Source organism: Streptomyces adelaidensis, from assembly GCF_016598475.1.
In the GTDB taxonomy this organism is placed as follows: Bacteria; Actinomycetota; Actinomycetes; order Streptomycetales; family Streptomycetaceae; genus Streptomyces; species Streptomyces adelaidensis.
In genome coordinates this window covers 16754-32768 of the sequence record NZ_JAEMUX010000027.1, presented here as the reverse complement: position 1 = coordinate 32768, position 16015 = coordinate 16754, and the positions used below count along the sequence as shown (strand labels likewise).

19 protein-coding genes and 1 pseudogene are annotated in these 16015 nt (G+C 70.6%); 11 read left to right on the top strand and 9 right to left on the bottom strand.

The features are described 5' to 3' along the window. Positions 1-142 precede the first annotated feature (142 nt). The 3 genes from I8N67_RS42675 to I8N67_RS17885 all read left to right on the top strand — a co-directional run bounded on the left by I8N67_RS42675 (position 143) and on the right by I8N67_RS17885 (position 1715). Positions 143-562, top strand: coding sequence for an ATP-binding protein (locus I8N67_RS42675; RefSeq protein WP_234045862.1), 420 nt, complete (start codon positions 143-145; stop codon positions 560-562). A 14-nt stretch (positions 563-576) separates the two neighbouring features. After that, complete coding sequence (locus I8N67_RS17890; RefSeq protein ID WP_200304119.1) at positions 577-1116, top strand: DUF6624 domain-containing protein; 540 nt, start codon at positions 577-579, stop codon at positions 1114-1116. A gap of 62 nt (positions 1117-1178) precedes the next feature. Next, positions 1179-1715 (top strand): GNAT family N-acetyltransferase, encoded by a 537-nt coding sequence (locus I8N67_RS17885; protein WP_200304118.1) that lies wholly within the window; start codon positions 1179-1181, stop codon positions 1713-1715. A gap of 41 nt (positions 1716-1756) precedes the next feature. Here the strand turns inward: I8N67_RS17885 and I8N67_RS17880 are convergent, their stop codons facing one another. Further along, positions 1757-2179 carry a hypothetical protein gene (locus I8N67_RS17880; protein WP_200304117.1) on the bottom strand — a complete coding sequence of 141 codons (423 nt, stop codon included), beginning with the start codon at positions 2177-2179 and terminating at the stop codon, positions 1757-1759. A gap of 182 nt (positions 2180-2361) precedes the next feature. After that, entirely contained in the window at positions 2362-3429 is a 1068-nt protein-coding gene (gene mraY, locus I8N67_RS17875; protein ID WP_200304116.1) for a phospho-N-acetylmuramoyl-pentapeptide-transferase, read from the bottom strand. 337 nt (positions 3430-3766) lie between these two features. Between mraY and I8N67_RS42670 the strand changes: the two genes are divergently transcribed. Both I8N67_RS42670 and I8N67_RS17865 read left to right on the top strand, forming a co-directional pair. Then, on the top strand, positions 3767-4240 hold the full coding sequence (locus tag I8N67_RS42670) for a hypothetical protein (protein WP_307835267.1): 474 nt from the start codon (positions 3767-3769) through the stop codon (positions 4238-4240). 106 nt (positions 4241-4346) lie between these two features. Then, on the top strand, positions 4347-4847 hold the full coding sequence (locus tag I8N67_RS17865) for a hypothetical protein (RefSeq protein ID WP_200304115.1): 501 nt from the start codon (positions 4347-4349) through the stop codon (positions 4845-4847). Positions 4848-4917: 70 nt separating this feature from the next. Here I8N67_RS17865 and I8N67_RS17860 read toward each other — a convergent pair whose 3' ends face one another. The 3 genes from I8N67_RS17860 to I8N67_RS17850 all read right to left on the bottom strand — a co-directional run bounded on the left by I8N67_RS17860 (position 4918) and on the right by I8N67_RS17850 (position 8049). Next, positions 4918-5886, bottom strand: a complete 969-nt coding sequence (locus I8N67_RS17860; protein ID WP_200304114.1) for an aldo/keto reductase — start codon at positions 5884-5886, stop codon at positions 4918-4920. A gap of 89 nt (positions 5887-5975) precedes the next feature. Next, a complete protein-coding gene (locus I8N67_RS17855; protein ID WP_200304113.1) occupies positions 5976-7283 on the bottom strand; it encodes an MFS transporter in 1308 nt (435 codons plus the stop codon). A gap of 142 nt (positions 7284-7425) precedes the next feature. Further along, complete coding sequence (locus I8N67_RS17850; protein WP_234045861.1) at positions 7426-8049, bottom strand: LysE/ArgO family amino acid transporter; 624 nt, start codon at positions 8047-8049, stop codon at positions 7426-7428. Between the two features lie 60 nt (positions 8050-8109). Between I8N67_RS17850 and I8N67_RS17845 the strand changes: the two genes are divergently transcribed. Continuing rightward, positions 8110-9093, top strand: a complete 984-nt coding sequence (locus I8N67_RS17845; protein ID WP_200304111.1) for a LysR family transcriptional regulator ArgP — start codon at positions 8110-8112, stop codon at positions 9091-9093. A gap of 20 nt (positions 9094-9113) precedes the next feature. Here I8N67_RS17845 and I8N67_RS17840 read toward each other — a convergent pair whose 3' ends face one another. Next, positions 9114-9785 carry an NUDIX domain-containing protein gene (locus tag I8N67_RS17840; protein WP_200304110.1) on the bottom strand — a complete coding sequence of 224 codons (672 nt, stop codon included), beginning with the start codon at positions 9783-9785 and terminating at the stop codon, positions 9114-9116. Between the two features lie 100 nt (positions 9786-9885). Between I8N67_RS17840 and I8N67_RS17835 the strand changes: the two genes are divergently transcribed. Next, the gene (locus tag I8N67_RS17835) at positions 9886-10563 is read left to right on the top strand and encodes an AIM24 family protein (RefSeq protein WP_200304109.1); all 678 of its coding nucleotides are present in this window, start codon (positions 9886-9888) and stop codon (positions 10561-10563) included. Positions 10564-10619: 56 nt separating this feature from the next. Next, entirely contained in the window at positions 10620-11246 is a 627-nt protein-coding gene (locus I8N67_RS17830; RefSeq protein WP_200304108.1) for an alpha-ketoglutarate-dependent dioxygenase AlkB, read from the top strand. A 27-nt stretch (positions 11247-11273) separates the two neighbouring features. On the opposite strand, the gene I8N67_RS17825 is transcribed toward I8N67_RS17830, so the two are convergent. Beyond that, entirely contained in the window at positions 11274-12485 is a 1212-nt protein-coding gene (locus I8N67_RS17825; RefSeq protein WP_200304107.1) for an FAD-dependent monooxygenase, read from the bottom strand. A gap of 162 nt (positions 12486-12647) precedes the next feature. Between I8N67_RS17825 and I8N67_RS17820 the strand changes: the two are divergent. Further along, positions 12648-12788: pseudogene (locus I8N67_RS17820) on the top strand (tyrosinase family protein); the annotation flags it as partial. Between the two features lie 76 nt (positions 12789-12864). Here I8N67_RS17820 and I8N67_RS17815 read toward each other — a convergent pair. Continuing rightward, on the bottom strand, positions 12865-13608 hold the full coding sequence (locus I8N67_RS17815) for a ribonuclease H family protein (protein ID WP_200304106.1): 744 nt from the start codon (positions 13606-13608) through the stop codon (positions 12865-12867). Between the two features lie 67 nt (positions 13609-13675). Next, positions 13676-14482, bottom strand: coding sequence for a VOC family protein (locus tag I8N67_RS17810; RefSeq protein ID WP_200304105.1), 807 nt, complete (start codon positions 14480-14482; stop codon positions 13676-13678). Positions 14483-14742: 260 nt separating this feature from the next. Here I8N67_RS17810 and I8N67_RS17805 point away from each other — a divergent pair, with 260 nt between their 5' ends. Continuing rightward, positions 14743-15165 (top strand): DUF6153 family protein, encoded by a 423-nt coding sequence (locus I8N67_RS17805; protein WP_200304104.1) that lies wholly within the window; start codon positions 14743-14745, stop codon positions 15163-15165. A gap of 88 nt (positions 15166-15253) precedes the next feature. Next, positions 15254-15931: a thioredoxin-like domain-containing protein gene (locus I8N67_RS17800; protein ID WP_200304103.1), complete on the top strand. Its 678-nt coding sequence runs from the start codon at positions 15254-15256 to the stop codon at positions 15929-15931. The last annotated feature ends 84 nt before the right edge of the window (positions 15932-16015 follow it).

Below are 16015 nucleotides of genomic sequence, written 5' to 3'. Positions count from 1 at the left end.
GGACGAGGAGGAACTCGATGACGGCAGTCAGTGTCGGCACGCCCCGCCGACGGACCCCTGCCGCGGCACACGACCCCGGGTGGAGCGTCCACGACGGCCCACCCTGCGCAATGGACCGATTCCGGGACGCGGTGAGGCTGCCTTGATCTCGCTCAGGAGATCGCGCCTCTTCCAACTGGCGGTGCCCGCGCACCCCTCGTGCGCCGCGAGGCTGCGGCGTACGGTGGCGGCGCACCTCGCCCGCTGGGAACTCTCCGCGGTCCTCGACGACGTCGTCCTCGCCACCGACGAACTCTTCGCCAACGCGGTCCGGCACGCGAGCACCGATCCCGCCGACACCATCGGCGTCGTCCTCGAATGCTCCGGACAGGAACTGCGCGTCACGCTCGCCGACCCCTCGCCCGTGCTGCCCCTGCCACGGGTCGTGGGCTCGGAGTCCGAGTCGGGACGCGGGCTGTCCATCATCGCCGCGCTGGCCGACGACTGGGGCACGGACCCACCGGAACCGGGGGGCGTGGGCAAGAGAGTGTGGTTCTCGCTCGCCGTCCGGGAGCCGGGATGAAGGGTGCCCCGGCCATGGAACCCCCGTCTGACACCGCGCCTCGGCGCCGGCAGGTCCTCGCCGCCGAGCTGATCCGCAGAGCGGAGGACGAGCGACGGCTGGCCCGGGAGGCCCGCTCGGCGCCCACCGTTCAGGCCCGCGAGCGCATCGCCGAGTGCCACGCCGGCAACGCGGACGCCCTCCGCGCGATCGTCGCCCGCCACGGCTGGCCCACCGCCGAACTCGTCGGCGAGCCCGCCTCCACGGCGGCCCTCATGATCCTCCTGCACTCCCCCGACCTCGGCTTCCGCCTCACCTGCCGCGACCTGATCGCCGAGGCCGTGGCCGACGGCCGCTCCCCCGCCGTGCACCACGCCTACATCGCCGACCACTGCGCCGTGGAACTGGGCCAACCCCAGTTCTACGGCACCCGCATCAGCCCCTCCACCCTCTGCCCGTACCCCATTCGCCACCCCGAATCCGTGGACGAACGCCGCCACGACGTGGGCCTCGGCCCCCTCGCCGAACATCTGCGGACGGTGCGGTGCGGGTTGGGGGCCGGCGGGGGACTCTAGGGCCCTGCGACCACTCGGGATATTCGGTCGCCCCCATCCCATGATCGCGTCAGGTTCGCCCGATGTCCGAACTGCGAACCGAGCGCCTTCTCCTACGCGCCTGGCGGGATTCCGACCTCGCCCCGTGGGCCGCCATGAACGCCGACCCGGAAGTGCGGGAGTACTTCCCGGGTGTCCTCACGAGGGAACAGAGCGAGGCGTCCGCCGCTCACTTCCAGGCCGACCTCGATCAGCGGGGCTGGGGCTGGTGGGCGGTGGAGGTGCGGGCCACGGGCGAGTTCGTCGGGTTCGCCGGGCTGGATCCGGTGGAGGAGGACATGCCGTTCTCCGGGATCGAGGCGGGCTGGCGGCCGGCGCGTACGGCGTGGGGTCACGGTTACGCCACCGAGGCCGCGCGGACCGTCGTGGCCTTCGGCTTCGAGAGCCTCGGCCTCACGGAGATCCTCGCGGTGACCACCGCCACCAACCTCCGCTCCCAGGCGGTGATGCGGCGCCTCGGCATGACCCACGACCCGGCCGACGACTTCGACGACCCGAGCGTGCCGGAGGGACCCCTCCGACGGAACGTGCTCTTCCGGCTGCCGGCGCGCGCCTCGTGATCCGCGATCCGTAACGCGCGACACCGCGGGCCCGGCCGTGGTCAGTGTGCGAGGTCCCCCTTGAACGTGTTGCTGGCGTAGTCCATGGAGACGCTGTAGCTGGTGCCGTCCCGGACGTCGGTGGCGATCACGCGCCACTCGTTCAGAGCGTTCGCCCTGGTGAACTCCTTCCAGGAGTTGCACGACGTCCCGCCGGAGGACGGGTGGAAACACACCCGCACCATCAACGGATTGGCGTTGCCCCAGGTGGTGATCCTCAGGTTGATGTCGTTGCACCGTGACGTGGTCGTGTACGGCCCGAAGCGGTGCTCGGCCTCGTCCTGCCCCATGTTGAACGTCTTGGCGACCGCGCCCCCCTTACAGGTCGCGGCCGACGCCGTCGTCGCGGTACCGACCGTGAGCGCCCCGGCCGTCAGGACCAGCCCGCCCGCGACGGCCGTCAACCGCTTCACCCTCGTCCTCATGTCCCACTCTCCCAAAGCTCGATGCCGGGGGCTTCCCCTGGCATGGATGTGCTCGGCCCTGCGGCCGTGGCCAAGCTACTGGGCGTGCTGTTCGAGCGGTCCCTGTAACTCTTCAGGTTGCGCACGTCACTTGGGAGTGCGGGCGGAGCTGTGGCGCGCGCTCCGCCGCCGGGGCCGGTGTCTCAGCCCGCCGCCCACCCCGCGTAGAACAGACCGAGGCCGACGATCACGCAGATCCCCTGGATGGTCCAGAAGCGGACCACGACGAGGACCTCGGACCAGCCCTTGAGTTCGAAGTGGTGCTGGAGCGGGGCCATGCGGAAGACCCGCTTGCCGGTCATCTTGAACGAGCCGACCTGGATGACCACGGACAGGGTGATCAGGACGAAGAGCCCGCCGAGGACGGCGATGAGCAGTTCGGTGCGGGAGCAGATGGCGAGGCCGGCGAGCGCTCCGCCGAGGGCGAGGGAGCCGGTGTCGCCCATGAAGATCTTGGCGGGTGAGGTGTTCCACCAGAGGAACCCGAAGCAGGCACCCATCAGCGCGGCCGCGACGACCGCGAGGTCGAGCGGATCGCGTACCTCTATGCAGGAGGCGGGGTCGGCGAGTTCCATGGCGTTGACGCAGGAGTTCTGGAACTGCCACAGGCCGATGAAGGTGTACCCGCCGAAGACCATGACCGACGCGCCCGTGGCGAGCCCGTCCAGACCGTCCGTCAGGTTCACGCCGTTCGACATGGCGAGGATCATGAACAGCGCCCATACGACGAACAGCACCGGCCCGATGGTCCAGCCGAAGTCGGTGACGAACGACAGCTTCAGGGAGGCCGGCGTCTGCCCCCGGTCGTCCGCGAAGCGGATGGCGAGCAGGGCGAACACGATGCCGACGATCAGCTGGCCGGCCATCTTCGCCCCGGCCCGCAGCCCCAGCGAACGCCGCTTCACGATCTTGATGTAGTCGTCGAGGAACCCGACGACCCCCATGCCCGCCATCAGGAACAGCACCAGGAAACCTGGGTAGGTCGGGCTTTCACCAGTGATGATCTTGGTCAGGGCGTACGCGACGAGCGTGGCCAGGATGAAGGCGATGCCACCCATCGTGGGGGTGCCGCGCTTGCCGTGGTGGCCGCGCGGGCCGTCGTCCCGGATGAACTGTCCATAGCCCTTGCGGGCCAGCAGCTTGATCAGCAGTGGTGTGCCGATCAGCGTCAGGAGCAGGCCGATGGCCCCGGCATACAGGATCTGGTTCATCGGACGGCGGTCTCCCCCTCGGTCGCGTTCGGATACGCGACTGCCTCACCGGTGTCGCTGGTTCTCACGGGCCCCACCCTATGCACTCATCTGATCTTCATACGGCGGTGGGTAGTTGACGGTAGGAGTGGGGAGGAGGTGCCGTCCTTGTGCGTGCACCGCCAAGCGGTGGCTACGGCACAATTGCCGGTCATGGCCTCCCGCCCCGATCCCAGCGTTCTGTATCCCGACGTCGCGGCGCTGGGCAGCCTCGCCGCGGCGATGCGAGCGGCGGCGGGAGAGGACGACTTCTCCGCACCTGTCGAGGCCGTGGCCTCTGTCTCATTGACGTGCCTTTGTGGAGAACACGCTGCCCGACCGCAACCCTCTGCTCGTCAACGCATGGGCGCATGAGCGGAGGTGGTCGATCCGCGGTGAGGAATCGTTCCAGGGCATGGCACTCGTCGAGGGCCGCACCGAGGATCTGGCGCAGATCGCCCGGGCGGCGCAGGCCTGGCACGACGGGGCGGAGTTGAGCGACATCCAACGGGTCGCGCCGTTCGTGAGCCTGACCGGCCGCTTCGAGGTGCCCGACAACGATCCCGGACGCCTGGCGGAATCCGAGTGGCAGCATCTGCGCATCGAGGCGAGCGGGGTGGAGTGGCCCCAGGACGCCTATGCCGTGCTGATCGACGAGGCGTTCACCGACCACATGCGCAATGAGCGCCGGCTGCTGGATCTGCTGACACCGGCCGAGGCCGAGTCACTCGAAACGGTGCTCACGACATGGCTCTCCCGCATGGAACGTCCGGGCCCCTCCGGCGACGGATGACCGCTCCCCCGGGCGCCGCCCGGGGGAGCGCCGCGGCCGCCTCATCCTGGCCCCCGGTACCGGCCCTCCGCTCACACCCACGGCCCGGGCTGAGAGACTGCACGTCATGGCCTCCTTCACTCCCGCGCGCGCCCTGCTGATGCTCACCACCGGGCTGACTTGTCTGCTGATGGCAGGCGGTGCCCTCATCGGCGCGCTGCTCGGCGGTGGCCTGATCGCCCTGGGCGCGGCCGTCTGCGCGGGACTCGTCGGCACGGTGGGCTCGCTCATCGTGCGGCGGCGGGCGATGGCGCACTTCGCCACCGCCCAGCGGCAGGCCGGGCAGCGGGGGTACGCCGAGGGGATCGCCCACGGCGTACTCATCCATGTGACCGCCTACGAGGCCGCCGTCTTCCCCCGCACCGGGCCGAACGGCGTCAGCCCCGAGGAGCGCGCCGCCCGCCGCGCCGTCGCCTACCGCATGGCCGCCCTCGACGAGGTGCCGCAGCGCGTACGCCTGGCCGCCGCGGACGCCCTCGCCCGCCTCGACAAGACCGACCGGGAGGGCGCCGAGGAGGCCCTCGCCCGCCTCGCCACCACGGTGCGCCTGGAATACGCGCGGCCGTGACGCCCGGGGCCGCCGCCTTCCCGTACGCGGCCCTCACCGCCCGGAAGCGGCGCTGTCGAAAGAGGCTGCCTCAGTGCCCGCTGATCGCCCGGGGCGTGTAGGGCCGCTCCAGCTCTTCGGTCTCCTTCTCCGTGAGGGTGAGGTCCAGGGAGGCCACGGCGTCGGCCAGGTGGTGCGGCTTGGTGGCGCCGACGATGGGGGCCGACACGGTGGGCCGGCTCAGCAGCCAGGCGAGGGCGACCCGGGCCCGGGGCACCCCGCGCTCGTCGGCGATACGGGTGACGGCGTCGACGATCTCGCGGTCGCCCTCCTGGTAGAGGGTCTTGCCGAAGTTGTCGGTCTCGGTGCGTCCGGTGACGGTGCCCCAGTCACGGGTGAGCCGTCCGCGGGCGAGCGGGCTCCAGGGCAGGGTCGCGACGTTCTGGTCCTCGCACAGCGGGAGCATCTCGCGCTCCTCCTCGCGGTAGAGGAGGTTGTAGTGGTTCTGCATGGACACGAACCGCGTCCAGCCGTTGAGGCGGGCCGTGTGCTGCATCTTGGCGAACTGCCAGGCGTACATCGAACTCGCCCCGAGGTAGCGGGCCTTGCCCGCCTTGACCACGTCGTGCAGGGCCTCCATCGTCTCCTCGACCGGGGTGTTCGGGTCGAAGCGGTGGATCTGGTAGAGGTCCACGTAGTCGGTGCCGAGGCGCCGCAGACTGCTGTCGATCTCCGTCATGATCGCCTTGCGGGACAGGCCCCAGGCGTTGGGGCCCTGGTGCATGGCGCCGTTCACCTTGGTCGCGACGACGACCTCCTCGCGGCGCGCGAACTCGGCGAGCGCGCGGCCCACGATCTCCTCGCTGGTGCCGTCGGAGTAGACGTTCGCCGTGTCGAAGAAGTTGATCCCGGCGTCCAGCGCCTGCCGGATCAACGGGCGCGACGCCTCCTCGTCCAGGGTCCACTCGTGCGTGCCTCGGTCGGGGAGGCCGAAACTCATGCATCCCACACAGATCCGGGACACGTCCAGACCCGTCGAGCCGAGCTTCACGTACTGCATGCTCACCACTCCTGCCTGTGGGGTGTACACCTCAACACGAGCGTACGAGAGGCCGGCCCGCCCCTCCGGCCGGATCCGGTAGCGCCCGGTCAGATCCGGTAGCGCCGCAGCGCCGGTGTCACCGTCGCCAGGAGCAGCATGGCGGCCATGACCAGCAGGCCGCCGCCGGCGACGGCCGTACGGGTGCCGAAGGCCGAACCGGCGGTGCCGTGGAGCACGTCGGCGAGGCGCGGGCCGCCGGCCACGACCACGGTGAAGACGCCCTGCATACGGCCGCGCATCTCGTCGGTGGCGGCGGAGAGCAGGATGGCGCCCCGGAAGATCATGGAGACCATGTCGGCGACGCCGGCGGCGGCGAGGAACACCACGGCGAGCCACAGGCTGGTGCTGAGTCCGAAACCGGTGATGGCCGCGCCCCAGGCCATGACGGCGGCGATGACCATGAGGCCGTGCCGGCCGGAGCGCGAGAAGGTGCCCGACATCAGACCGCCGACGACGGCGCCGATGGGGATCGCCGCGAACAGCAGGCCGAGGGCGAAGCCTTCGCCGTAGGGCGCGTACGTGGTGTCGGCCAGTTGCGGGAAGAGGGCCCGGGGCATGCCCAGGACCATGGCGATGATGTCGGCGAGGAAGGACAGCAGAAGCACCTTGTGCAGGGCGATGTAGCGGAAGCCGGCGACGACCTCCCGCCAGCCGGCGCGCCGGGACTTCGAGGTGTCCAGGGGCGGCAGGGCGGGCAGTCTGTAGACCGCCCAGAGGGTGACGCAGAGGGCCACCGCGTCGATCAGGTACAGCTCGGCCAGGCCGATGACCGGGATGAGGGCGCCGGCGAGCAACGGTCCCGCCACCAGGCCGAGTTGCATCACGGTCGAGCCGAGGGCGGCGGCAGCGGCCAGTTCGCCGGCGGGGACCAGACGGGCGACGGAGGCGTTGCGGGCGGGCGAGTTGAGGCCGAAGAACGCCTGTTGGAGGGCGAGCAGGGCCATCAGCGCCCACACGGATTCGAGGCCGGTGACGGCCTGGACCCAGAAGAGCACCGAGGTGACGGCGATGCCGGTGTTGGTGACGAGGAGCAGGGTCCGGCGGTCCACGCTGTCGGCGACCGCGCCGCCCCACAGCGCGAAGACCACCAGGGGCAGCAGTCCGGCGAGGCTCGCGTAGCCGACCCAGGCGGAGGAGCCGGTGATGTCGTAGATCTGCTTGGGCACGGCGACGGCGGTCAGTTGGCTGCCGACCGCCGTGACGATGGTCGAGGACCACAGGCGCCGGTAGGCGGGGCGGCGCAGGGGGCGGATGTCCATCGCCCAGCGGCGCCAGCCCGGGCGGGGTGCGGTCGGTGTGTCGTCCTCCGGGGCGGTGTCGTCGCCGGCGCTGCTCTGGGTGGTGTCCACGGGCATCCTGATGCTCGATACATCTTTCGAGGTACGGACATCACTATCGCGGAGGCCGACGCCGCCGGGCAGGCGATTTCGCAGCCGTCTCACATGCTGTCCGTGCACCCGCGCACCGCCGATACACGCACCCGCGCATCCCATCGGCTCACGCTCCGGCGATCAGCGCGCCCCCGAGCGCGAGCATGGTCACCGCGACCAGTCCGTCGAGGACGCGCCAGGCCGCCGGGCGGGCCAGGAAGCGGCTGAGCAGCCGGGCGCCGAAGCCGAGGGCGGCGAACCAGCACAGGCTGGCGAGTACGGCGCCGAGGCCGAAGGTCCAGCGCAGGGGTCCTCGGTCGGCGGCGATGGAGCCGAGCAGGAACACGGTGTCGAGGTAGACGTGCGGGTTGAGCCAGGTCAGCGCCAGACAGGTGAGGACGGCCCGTCGCCGGGAACCGGCCGCCCCGTTCCCGGTCCGCAGCGCGTCGCCGCCGGGGCGCAGTACGCGTCGGGCGGCGAGGGCGCCGTAGACCACGAGGAAGGCGCCGCCGACCAGGGCGACCGCGGTCAGCGCGGCAGGCCAGGCGACGACCACGGCGCCGACCCCGCCGATGCCGAGGGCGATCAGGACGGCGTCGGAGAGGGCGCAGATGGCCACGACCGGGAGCACGGCGTCCCGGTGCAGTCCCTGGCGCAGGACGAAGGCGTTCTGGGCGCCGATGGCGACGATGAGGGAGAGGCCGGTGCCGAATCCGGCGGCGAGGGCGGTCACTTCGCTGATCACCCGCATGACGCTAGGAAATCCGCCGCCATGCGTACAGCTAAAGATTCTTACGTATCATTAGCGACCGTGATGTCACAGCTTCCGCTCGATCTCGTGCGCACCCTGCTCGCCGTGGTGGACGAGGGCACGTTCGACGCCGCGGCCCAGGCTCTGCATGTGACGCCGTCGGCGGTCAGTCAGCGGGTCAAGGCGCTGGAGCAGCGGGTCGGCCGGGTACTGCTGATCCGTGAGAAGCCGGTGCGGCCGACCGAGTCCGGCGAGGTGATCGTCCGGTTCGCCCGCCAGCTGGCCCGGCTCGAACACGACGCGCACGCCGCGCTCGGCATGACGGGCCCCGGGGAGGCCACACGCGTGTCGATCGCGGTGAACGCCGACTCGCTGGCCACCTGGTTCCTGCCTGCCCTGACCCGGGTGCCGGAGGACGTACGTCCCTGTTACGAGCTGCTCCGCGAGGACGAGCAGCACACCGCCAGGCTGCTGCGCGAGGGGCTGGTGATGGCGGCGGTCACCTCCGCGCCGGACGCCGTGGCGGGCTGCTCGGTCCGGCCGCTCGGCCGGATGCGGTACCTGCCCGTCGCCGCGCCCGCCTTCGCGGAGCGGTGGCTCGGCTTCGGGGCGGGGGTGCCGCCGAAGGCCGGGGCCGGTGTACCGACGAAGGCCGGGGCCGGAGGCCCGACGAAGGTCGGGTCCAGGGTGCCGCTGAATGACCTGATCGTCGACGCGCCGGTCGTGTTCTTCGACCGGCGGGACGAGTTCCAGGACGCCTTCGTCCGGGGGCTGGCGGGAGGGCGCCCGGCCGGTGCGCGACGGCACTACGTGCCGACGTCGGAGGGCTTCGTCGACGCGGTGGTCGCCGGGATGGGCTGGGGCATGGTGCCCGCCGTGCAGGCCGAGCGGCTGCTGCACACCGGACGACTCGTCAACCTGGCGCCGGAAGGGACCGCGGACGCCCCGCTGTTCTGGCAGCAGTGGAAGCTGGACTCCCCCGCGCTGACGGCCGTGGCGGAGGCGGTCGCCGCCGAGGCGGCCGAGACGCTGGAGGCCGTCTGACGACCGGGTGGCGGTGGCGGTCAGGTCCTGAACGGCCCCTCCAGCGCCGCCCATTGCAGCAGCATGATGGTCTTGGCGTCGGCGATCTCCCCGGCGCGGATCATCTCCAGGGCCCGCCGGAAGGGCAGTTCGACGAGCTCGATGTCCTCGCCCTCCTCATCGAGGCCGCCGCCCTCGTGGGTGCGGGTCGACGGGCCGTACGGGGCGGCGAAGAAGCTCACCCGTTCGGTGACGGAGCCGGGGCTCATGTAGATGTCGAAGACGTGCTGGATCTCACCGATGGTGTGTCCGGTCTCCTCGACGACCTCGCGCCGCACGGCGACCTCGGGGTGCTCGTCCTCCTCGTCGAGCAGGCCGCCCGGAGTCTCGATGAGCATGCCGTCGGGGTGGCCGTTGACATACACCGGGTAGCGGAACTGCCGGGTGAGCAGCACGGTTTCGCGTTCGGTGTCGTAGAGGAGGACGGTGGCGCCGTTGCCCCGGTCGTGGGTCTCGCGCTCCTGGGTGCTCCAGGTGCCGTCGGCGAGCTGGAAGTCGAAGGTCGTGGTGCGCTCCACGTACCAGTGGCTGGAGAGCAGTCGCACGTCCCGCACCTTGACGCGCGGGTTGCCGGTGAGGTCACGGCCCGTGCGGTCGAGCCCGGTACGGCCCCGGCTGTCCGGGATGTCGACGCCGACGGTCTTGTTGGTCATGTCCGCTTTTACCATTCCGATCAGGACGGTGTCCGTCGCTCAATTCATGTGCCGCGCGCGTCGCTTGGCGGAATCGGGCACTCCGGGACAGCATGCCCATATGAAGAGCGATCTTTTCTCCAATGAGAACATGGTCCAACCGGCGTACGCGCCGGGAATGAGCGTGCAGAACGCCAAGTCCATCAAGTACGCCGTCAACGGCGAGATGCTCGCGCGACAGGGCGCGATGATCGCCTTTCGCGGGAACCTGCAGTTCGAACGCAAGGGCCAGGGCGTGGGCGGCATGCTCAAGCGCGCGGTCACCGGCGAGGGGCTGCCGCTGATGGCGGTCCGCGGACAGGGTGAGGCCTGGTTCGCGCACGAGGCGCAGAACTGCTTCGTCGTCGACATCGAGCCGGGCGACACCTTCACCGTCAACGGGCGCAACGTGCTCTGTTTCGACGCCTCGCTGGCCTACGAGATCAAGACCGTGAAGGGCGCCGGCATGAGCGGCGGCGGCCTGTTCAACAGCGTCTTCACCGGGCAGGGCAGGCTCGGTCTCGTGTGCGACGGAAACCCGCTGGTCATCCCTGTCTCGCCACAGCTGCCCGTGTTCGTCGACACGGACGCGGTCGTGGGCTGGACCGCCAACCTCCACACCTCGCTGCACCGGTCGCAGTCCTTCGGTTCCATGATCCGCGGCGGGTCCGGGGAGGCCGTGCAGCTGAAGCTGGAGGGCGAGGGGTTCGTGGTCGTACGGCCGAGCGAGCTGACTCCGCAGAAGGCTCAGCAGCACTGAGGTGACGGGCGACGAGGGGGCGAACAGGTTTTCGATTCCAGGGGTACGCTGCAAGTATGGCCATGCACCTCCAGGGCTCCCTCTTCGACCAGTCCGACGACCTGCGCCTCGGCCCCTTGGACGGACTGCGCCGGTGTGAGCTGGGCGCCGGGGCCTGGGTCGATCTGCTGCCGGGCTGGCTCGCCGGTGCCGACGCGCTGTTCACGCGGCTCGCCGAGGAGGTGCCCTGGAAGGCGGAACGGCGGCAGATGTACGAGCAGGTCGTGGACGTACCCCGGCTGCTGGCCTTCTACGGTGCCGAGGACGCCCTTCCGCACCCGGTGCTGGAGGAGGCCCGCACCGCGCTCTCCGCGCACTACGCCGACGAGTCGGGTGAGCCGTTCGCCACGGCGGGCCTGTGCTATTACCGCGACGGCCGGGACAGCGTGGCCTGGCACGGCGACCGGATCGGGCGGGGCGCCAGGGAGGACACGCTGGTGGCCATCCTCTCCGTGGGCGACCCCCGCGATCTCGCTCTGCGGCCGCACCGCGGCGGGGAGACGCTCCGGTTCCCGCTCGGCCACGGCGACCTGATCGTGATGGGCGGCTCCTGCCAGCGCACCTGGGACCACGCGATACCCAAGTCGACGCGGGCGGTGGGGCCGCGCATCAGCGTCCAGTTCCGCCCTCACGGCGTGCGGTAGCGGCAGCGGGAACGGGACGGTGGCCGGCTACTTCCGGGCCGCCAGTGTCCGGGACTGCGATGTCCGGGCCAGCTTCGGGCCCAGCCAGCGCTTGAGGCGGCGCAGGGCCTCCAGCCGGCCGGCGGCGCGGTCGAGCCGGTAGTAGAGCTGCGGCGGCACGTACGGCAGCAGCGGGGAGTGCCGTTGGCCGAGGAGGGCGAACATCTGCTCCGGGGGCAGGTCGATGTAGCGCTGGATGTTCTCGTACCACTGGGCACTGTGACGGGCCGCGCTCTGCAGCCGGAGCAGGTCGGACTTCCGGCGCCGTTCGTACACGGCGAGCGCGGCCTCCGTCTGCGGGTGCGCGCCGAGGGCGTCGGCGAGGCAGATGGCGTCCTCCAGGGCGAGGGTGGTGCCGGCGCCGATGGAGTAGTGGGTGGTGTGGGCGGCGTCGCCGAGCAGGACGACATTGCCGTGGTGCCAGGCGCGGTTGGTGAGGGTGCGGAAGTGCAGCCACTGGGTGGTGCCGTCTTCCTCGGCCCGGCCGATGAGCGGGTGACCGTCCAGGATGCCGGCGAAGAGCTTCTCCAGCAGGGCCAGTCCGTCCGCCTCGCCCAGGCGGTCCAGGCCGAGGCCGCTCAGCGTCTGAGGGGCGCACTCGATCACGCAGGTGCTCTGCTCGTCGCTGAACGCGTAGGCATAGGCCCAGATCCAGCCGTGGCCGGTCTCCTGGAAGGAGAAGGTGAACGCGTCGAAGACCTTGGTGGTGCCGAGCCAGAGGTAGGCGTTGCGGCCGAGCGCGACCTCGCTGCCGAATTGGCCGGCGTGCCGCTCGCGGAGCGCGCTGTTGACTCCGTCGCCCGCGACGACGAGGTCGGCGGCCGGCAGGTCGTCGGCCGTGATCTCGTGCTCGTACTCGACGCGGACGCCGAGGGAACGGGCCCGCCCGGCGAGCAGTTCGAGCAGGCGGCGCCGGCCGATGCCGAAGCCCTCGTCACCGGGCTGGACGGTCGAGCGGTCACGGACGTGGGCCACGCCGCTGTTCCAGTTGACGGAGTTCTCGCTGATGGCGAGGGCGGTCTCGGGGTCGTTCTCGCGGAGCTTGTCCAGTAGTTCGGACCAGTAGGTCACGCCCCAGCCGTATGTCGATCCGGCCGGGTTCCGTTCGTGGACGGTGATGTCGTGGGACGGGTCCTGCCTCTTCATCAGGATCGAGAAGTAAAGGCTCGCGGGTCCGCCGCCGACGCATGCGATCTTCACGCACACTCCCATTTCGCTGCGCAAAGTGATCAATTGATCACGAAGAGTAGCAGCGCGGGAGAATGATAGGGGTTCGCGTCACTTTGGTCGCGTGACCCCGGCCACTCATCTCATCCCGGCGCCGCAAGATCATCGGCAACACCCCCGCCACCGGGTGGAAGCCGCCACCCGGGCTCCGCCTACCTGCCGGCCGCCGGGACGTCGAACGTGGTCGATCTCGACGAGACCATGAGGCAGTGGCACGACACGACCCCGGCGGCGCTGCTCGACCACACCGCGCACTACACGTTCGACGTGGCCTGACCACGTTGGCCCGCGCCGGGCCTGGGTACCCGCGTCGGACGCGGCCGAGGTGATCGGACGCGAACGAGACACGGCGCTACTGGGCTCCGGTCTTCTCCGCCGTACGGCACTCCGGGTGGCCCCAGCCCTGGTCGTTCTTGGCGATGGGTTCCCCTGCGGCGTACGGGCGGCCGCACAGGCAGCGGCCGGGGAACTTGGCCTTGATGGTGCGGGACGAGGACGCGGTCGACGTCGCGGACGAGCCGGTGCGGGTGCCGGGCCTGCCGCCGGACTTACCGGGCTGCTTCGCCGGGCTTCGGCGGGCGGGGACCGCGTCGGGCGCCGCCGGGGGTTCCGGGGAGCCCAGTTCGGTGCCGGCGGATTCCTGGACGATGGCCGCCTGGCTCGCCGCGCGGTCGGCGAAGTCGTTGAGGCGGTCGCCGTCGACCTGGTGGGCGGGGACGTAGCGGAACTCCACGGCGCGGTCGGCGAGCAACTCGTCGATACGGACGACGAGTTCCTGGTTGGCGACCGGCTTGCCGGCGGCCGTACGCCAGCCGTTGCGCTTCCAGCCGGGCAGCCAGGTGGTGACCGCCTTCATCGCGTACTGGGAGTCCATCCGGATCTCGATCGGGACGGCCGGATCGGTGGCGGCCAACAGCCGCTCCAGCGCGGTGAGTTCGGCGATGTTGTTGGTGGCCCTGCCCAGCGGGCCGGCCTCCCAACGCGAAGGGATCTCGTCGTCCTCGGCAACCACCCAGGCCCAGCCCGCTGGTCCGGGGTTTCCCTTGGAGGCTCCGTCACAGGCGGCCACAACACGTTCCGGCATGGCCTCGATCATGCCATGCGCGGGGGCGTGGGACCGTCCACGGGTCCCACGCCCCGGCGCACACCGCCGCGTCGTCCGTTCAGCCGACGTCCTTCAGCGTGGGCATCTCGCCCTGTGTGTGGGCGACGTCGATGACGGAGAACGACGCGCCCTGCGGATCGCTGAGCGCCGCGAAGCGGCCGAAGGGGGTGTCCATCGGGCCGAAGCGCAGAGTGCCACCCAGCTTGGTGGCCTTGGCGACCGCGTCGTCGCAGTCGGTGACGGTGAAGTAGACGTTGATGTACGACGGCACCTCGGGCGGGAACTCCTCGGTCATCTTCATCCGGCCGAGGAGCGGGTTCTCCCCGAGGTCGAAGACCCGGAAGTCCATCCCGGGGTTCTCGGGGTCGTCCATCTGCTTGGCCCGGTACGCAAAGACGGCCGGGAAGAACGTGTCGGACTTCTCGGGCTCGCGGGTGAAGATCTCGGCCCAGACGTACGCACCGGGCGCACCCATGACCTCGAATCCCTCGTGGACACCGGCCTGCCAGACGCCGAAGACGACACCGTCCGGGGAACGGCCCAGCAGCATGGAGCCGAAGTCGCCGACCTGCATCGGTTCCATCAGCACCTCACCGCCGTTGTCACGGATCTTGGCAGCGGTGGCGTTCACATCGGGCGAGGCGAAGTACAGGCACCAGGCGGACTGCCCCTCCTGCCCGGGCATCGGCGGGACGACGGCGGCCACCGCCTTGCCGTCGGCGTACGCCTGTGTGTAGTTGCCGTACTCGGAGGACGCCTCGCCGAACGTCCAGCCCAGTACGTCGCCGTAGAAACTCTTCGCCCCCTCGACGTCGCTGAACATCGCGTCGGCCCAACAGGGCGTTCCCTCGGGGTGTGCGGCCATGACTGCCACTCTCCTGGTTCGACGGGTCATTTCCCCGGCTCTCACGCTAGCCAGGAGCGGGCCCGGACGCGCGCCGAACGGGACAGACCGCGTGAAAGCGGTGCGTGCGGGCCTTCGTGGTCGTCCCGTCACGGAGGCAGGGGGACGAGGGAGACGACGGGACGGGCCCGAGTTCCGTGGGACGGGACCACGGCTGTGCGTCGTCTGATAATTTCAGCGACACTCGCACTCCCGTTCGCCTCGACTCGTCAGGTGCCTCCATGTCCGGCCAACCGTTCCGACGTACGGCGATGCCGTACGCCCGGGCCCGGGCGGCGCGGCTGGTGCTCGTGGTCTCGCTGGCCCTGACGACGTTCCTGTTGTTCTGTGCGGGGTCGCCTCCCGGAGAGGCTCCGGTGCGGCGTCCGCATCAGGTGGCCGCGGCGCCGGTGGACGGGCGGCCGGTCGTCACGAAGGCGGGCCTCGCGGAGCGCGACCCCTGCGAGCACCGTCCCGGTGAGCACGGCTGCCACTCCCACGATCCGCGGGCGGTCCTCGGCCATGTGCCGCTGCCCGGAGCGGATCACACGACCGCGCCCTGGCAGCCGGTGACGGCGCCGGCGCTCGTGGCGCCGGCGAGGTCCGGGGAGCCGGGGCGGGCCCGCCCTCCCGATCTCCACGAACTGCAGTTGCTGCGCGTCTAGACCGGCCGTCGGCCCCATGTGACAGATCCCAGACGACTCGCAGGACCGCCATGCCCGTGCGGGGCGCGGCGGGGAGAAGGACATCCTCATGGCTTCATCCAAGGCGAAGGCCAACAACGGCGGCCCCAAGGGCAAGAACAACAGCCCGAAGGCCAGGGAAGCGGCGCGGCGTGCCCGCGTCGAGGAGATACGCAAGGCCGAGCAGGCCCGTGAGCGGCGCATGCGGCTGATCACCCTCGGCGCGACCACCGTGATCCTCGCCGGGCTCGTCGGCGGCGGCTGGTTCCTGATCGACTCCGCCCAGGAGAAGGACGAGGCGAAGGCGGCGCCGATCAGCGGCGTGAAGAGCTGGTCGAAGCTCTCCCAGAACCATGTCTCGGAGACCGTCGACTACAAGATGAGCCCGCCGGTCGGCGGCGACCACAACCAGGCGTGGGTCAACTGCGACAAGCAGGTGTACACCAAGGCCGTGCCGAACGAGAACGCCGTGCACGGGCTGGAGCACGGCGCCGTCTGGATCACGTACAACGACAAGGCCGCCAAGGCGGACGTCGAGTCCCTGACCGAGCTGGTGACCAACACGACGTACACCTTCATGAGCCCGTACGAGGACCAGTCCTCGCCGATCGTGCTGAACGCCTGGGAGCACCAGCTGAAGGTGGACAAGGCGTCCGACCCGCGGGTCCAGAAGTTCCTCGACAAGTACGTGCAGGGTGAACAGACGCCGGAGCCTGGTGCCGCCTGCTCGGGCGGTATGACCCCGTGACGTGAGCGCGGGGGCGTCCGGCCGGACCGGGCGCCCCCGTGGCCGACAGGGGTCTTCCCCCCTGCTGTCGGCTGTGCTTGCCTG

Bases quoted from the DNA above. Each gene is read 5' to 3' on its own strand.
- I8N67_RS17890 (WP_200304119.1), top strand. From the start codon at position 577: ATGGAACCCCCGTCTGACACCGCGCCTCGGCGCCGGCAGGTCCTCGCC.
- I8N67_RS17885 (WP_200304118.1), top strand. From the start codon at position 1,179: ATGTCCGAACTGCGAACCGAGCGCCTTCTCCTACGCGCCTGGCGGGAT.
- I8N67_RS17880 (WP_200304117.1), bottom strand. From the start codon at position 2,179: ATGAGGACGAGGGTGAAGCGGTTGACGGCCGTCGCGGGCGGGCTGGTC.
- mraY (WP_200304116.1), bottom strand. From the start codon at position 3,429: ATGAACCAGATCCTGTATGCCGGGGCCATCGGCCTGCTCCTGACGCTG.
- I8N67_RS17865 (WP_200304115.1), top strand. From the start codon at position 4,347: ATGGCCTCCTTCACTCCCGCGCGCGCCCTGCTGATGCTCACCACCGGG.
- I8N67_RS17860 (WP_200304114.1), bottom strand. From the start codon at position 5,886: ATGCAGTACGTGAAGCTCGGCTCGACGGGTCTGGACGTGTCCCGGATC.
- I8N67_RS17855 (WP_200304113.1), bottom strand. From the start codon at position 7,283: ATGCCCGTGGACACCACCCAGAGCAGCGCCGGCGACGACACCGCCCCG.
- I8N67_RS17850 (WP_234045861.1), bottom strand. From the start codon at position 8,049: ATGCGGGTGATCAGCGAAGTGACCGCCCTCGCCGCCGGATTCGGCACC.
- I8N67_RS17840 (WP_200304110.1), bottom strand. From the start codon at position 9,785: ATGACCAACAAGACCGTCGGCGTCGACATCCCGGACAGCCGGGGCCGT.
- I8N67_RS17835 (WP_200304109.1), top strand. From the start codon at position 9,886: ATGAAGAGCGATCTTTTCTCCAATGAGAACATGGTCCAACCGGCGTAC.
- I8N67_RS17830 (WP_200304108.1), top strand. From the start codon at position 10,620: ATGGCCATGCACCTCCAGGGCTCCCTCTTCGACCAGTCCGACGACCTG.
- I8N67_RS17815 (WP_200304106.1), bottom strand. From the start codon at position 13,608: ATGATCGAGGCCATGCCGGAACGTGTTGTGGCCGCCTGTGACGGAGCC.
- I8N67_RS17810 (WP_200304105.1), bottom strand. From the start codon at position 14,482: ATGGCCGCACACCCCGAGGGAACGCCCTGTTGGGCCGACGCGATGTTC.
- I8N67_RS17805 (WP_200304104.1), top strand. From the start codon at position 14,743: ATGTCCGGCCAACCGTTCCGACGTACGGCGATGCCGTACGCCCGGGCC.
- I8N67_RS17800 (WP_200304103.1), top strand. From the start codon at position 15,254: ATGGCTTCATCCAAGGCGAAGGCCAACAACGGCGGCCCCAAGGGCAAG.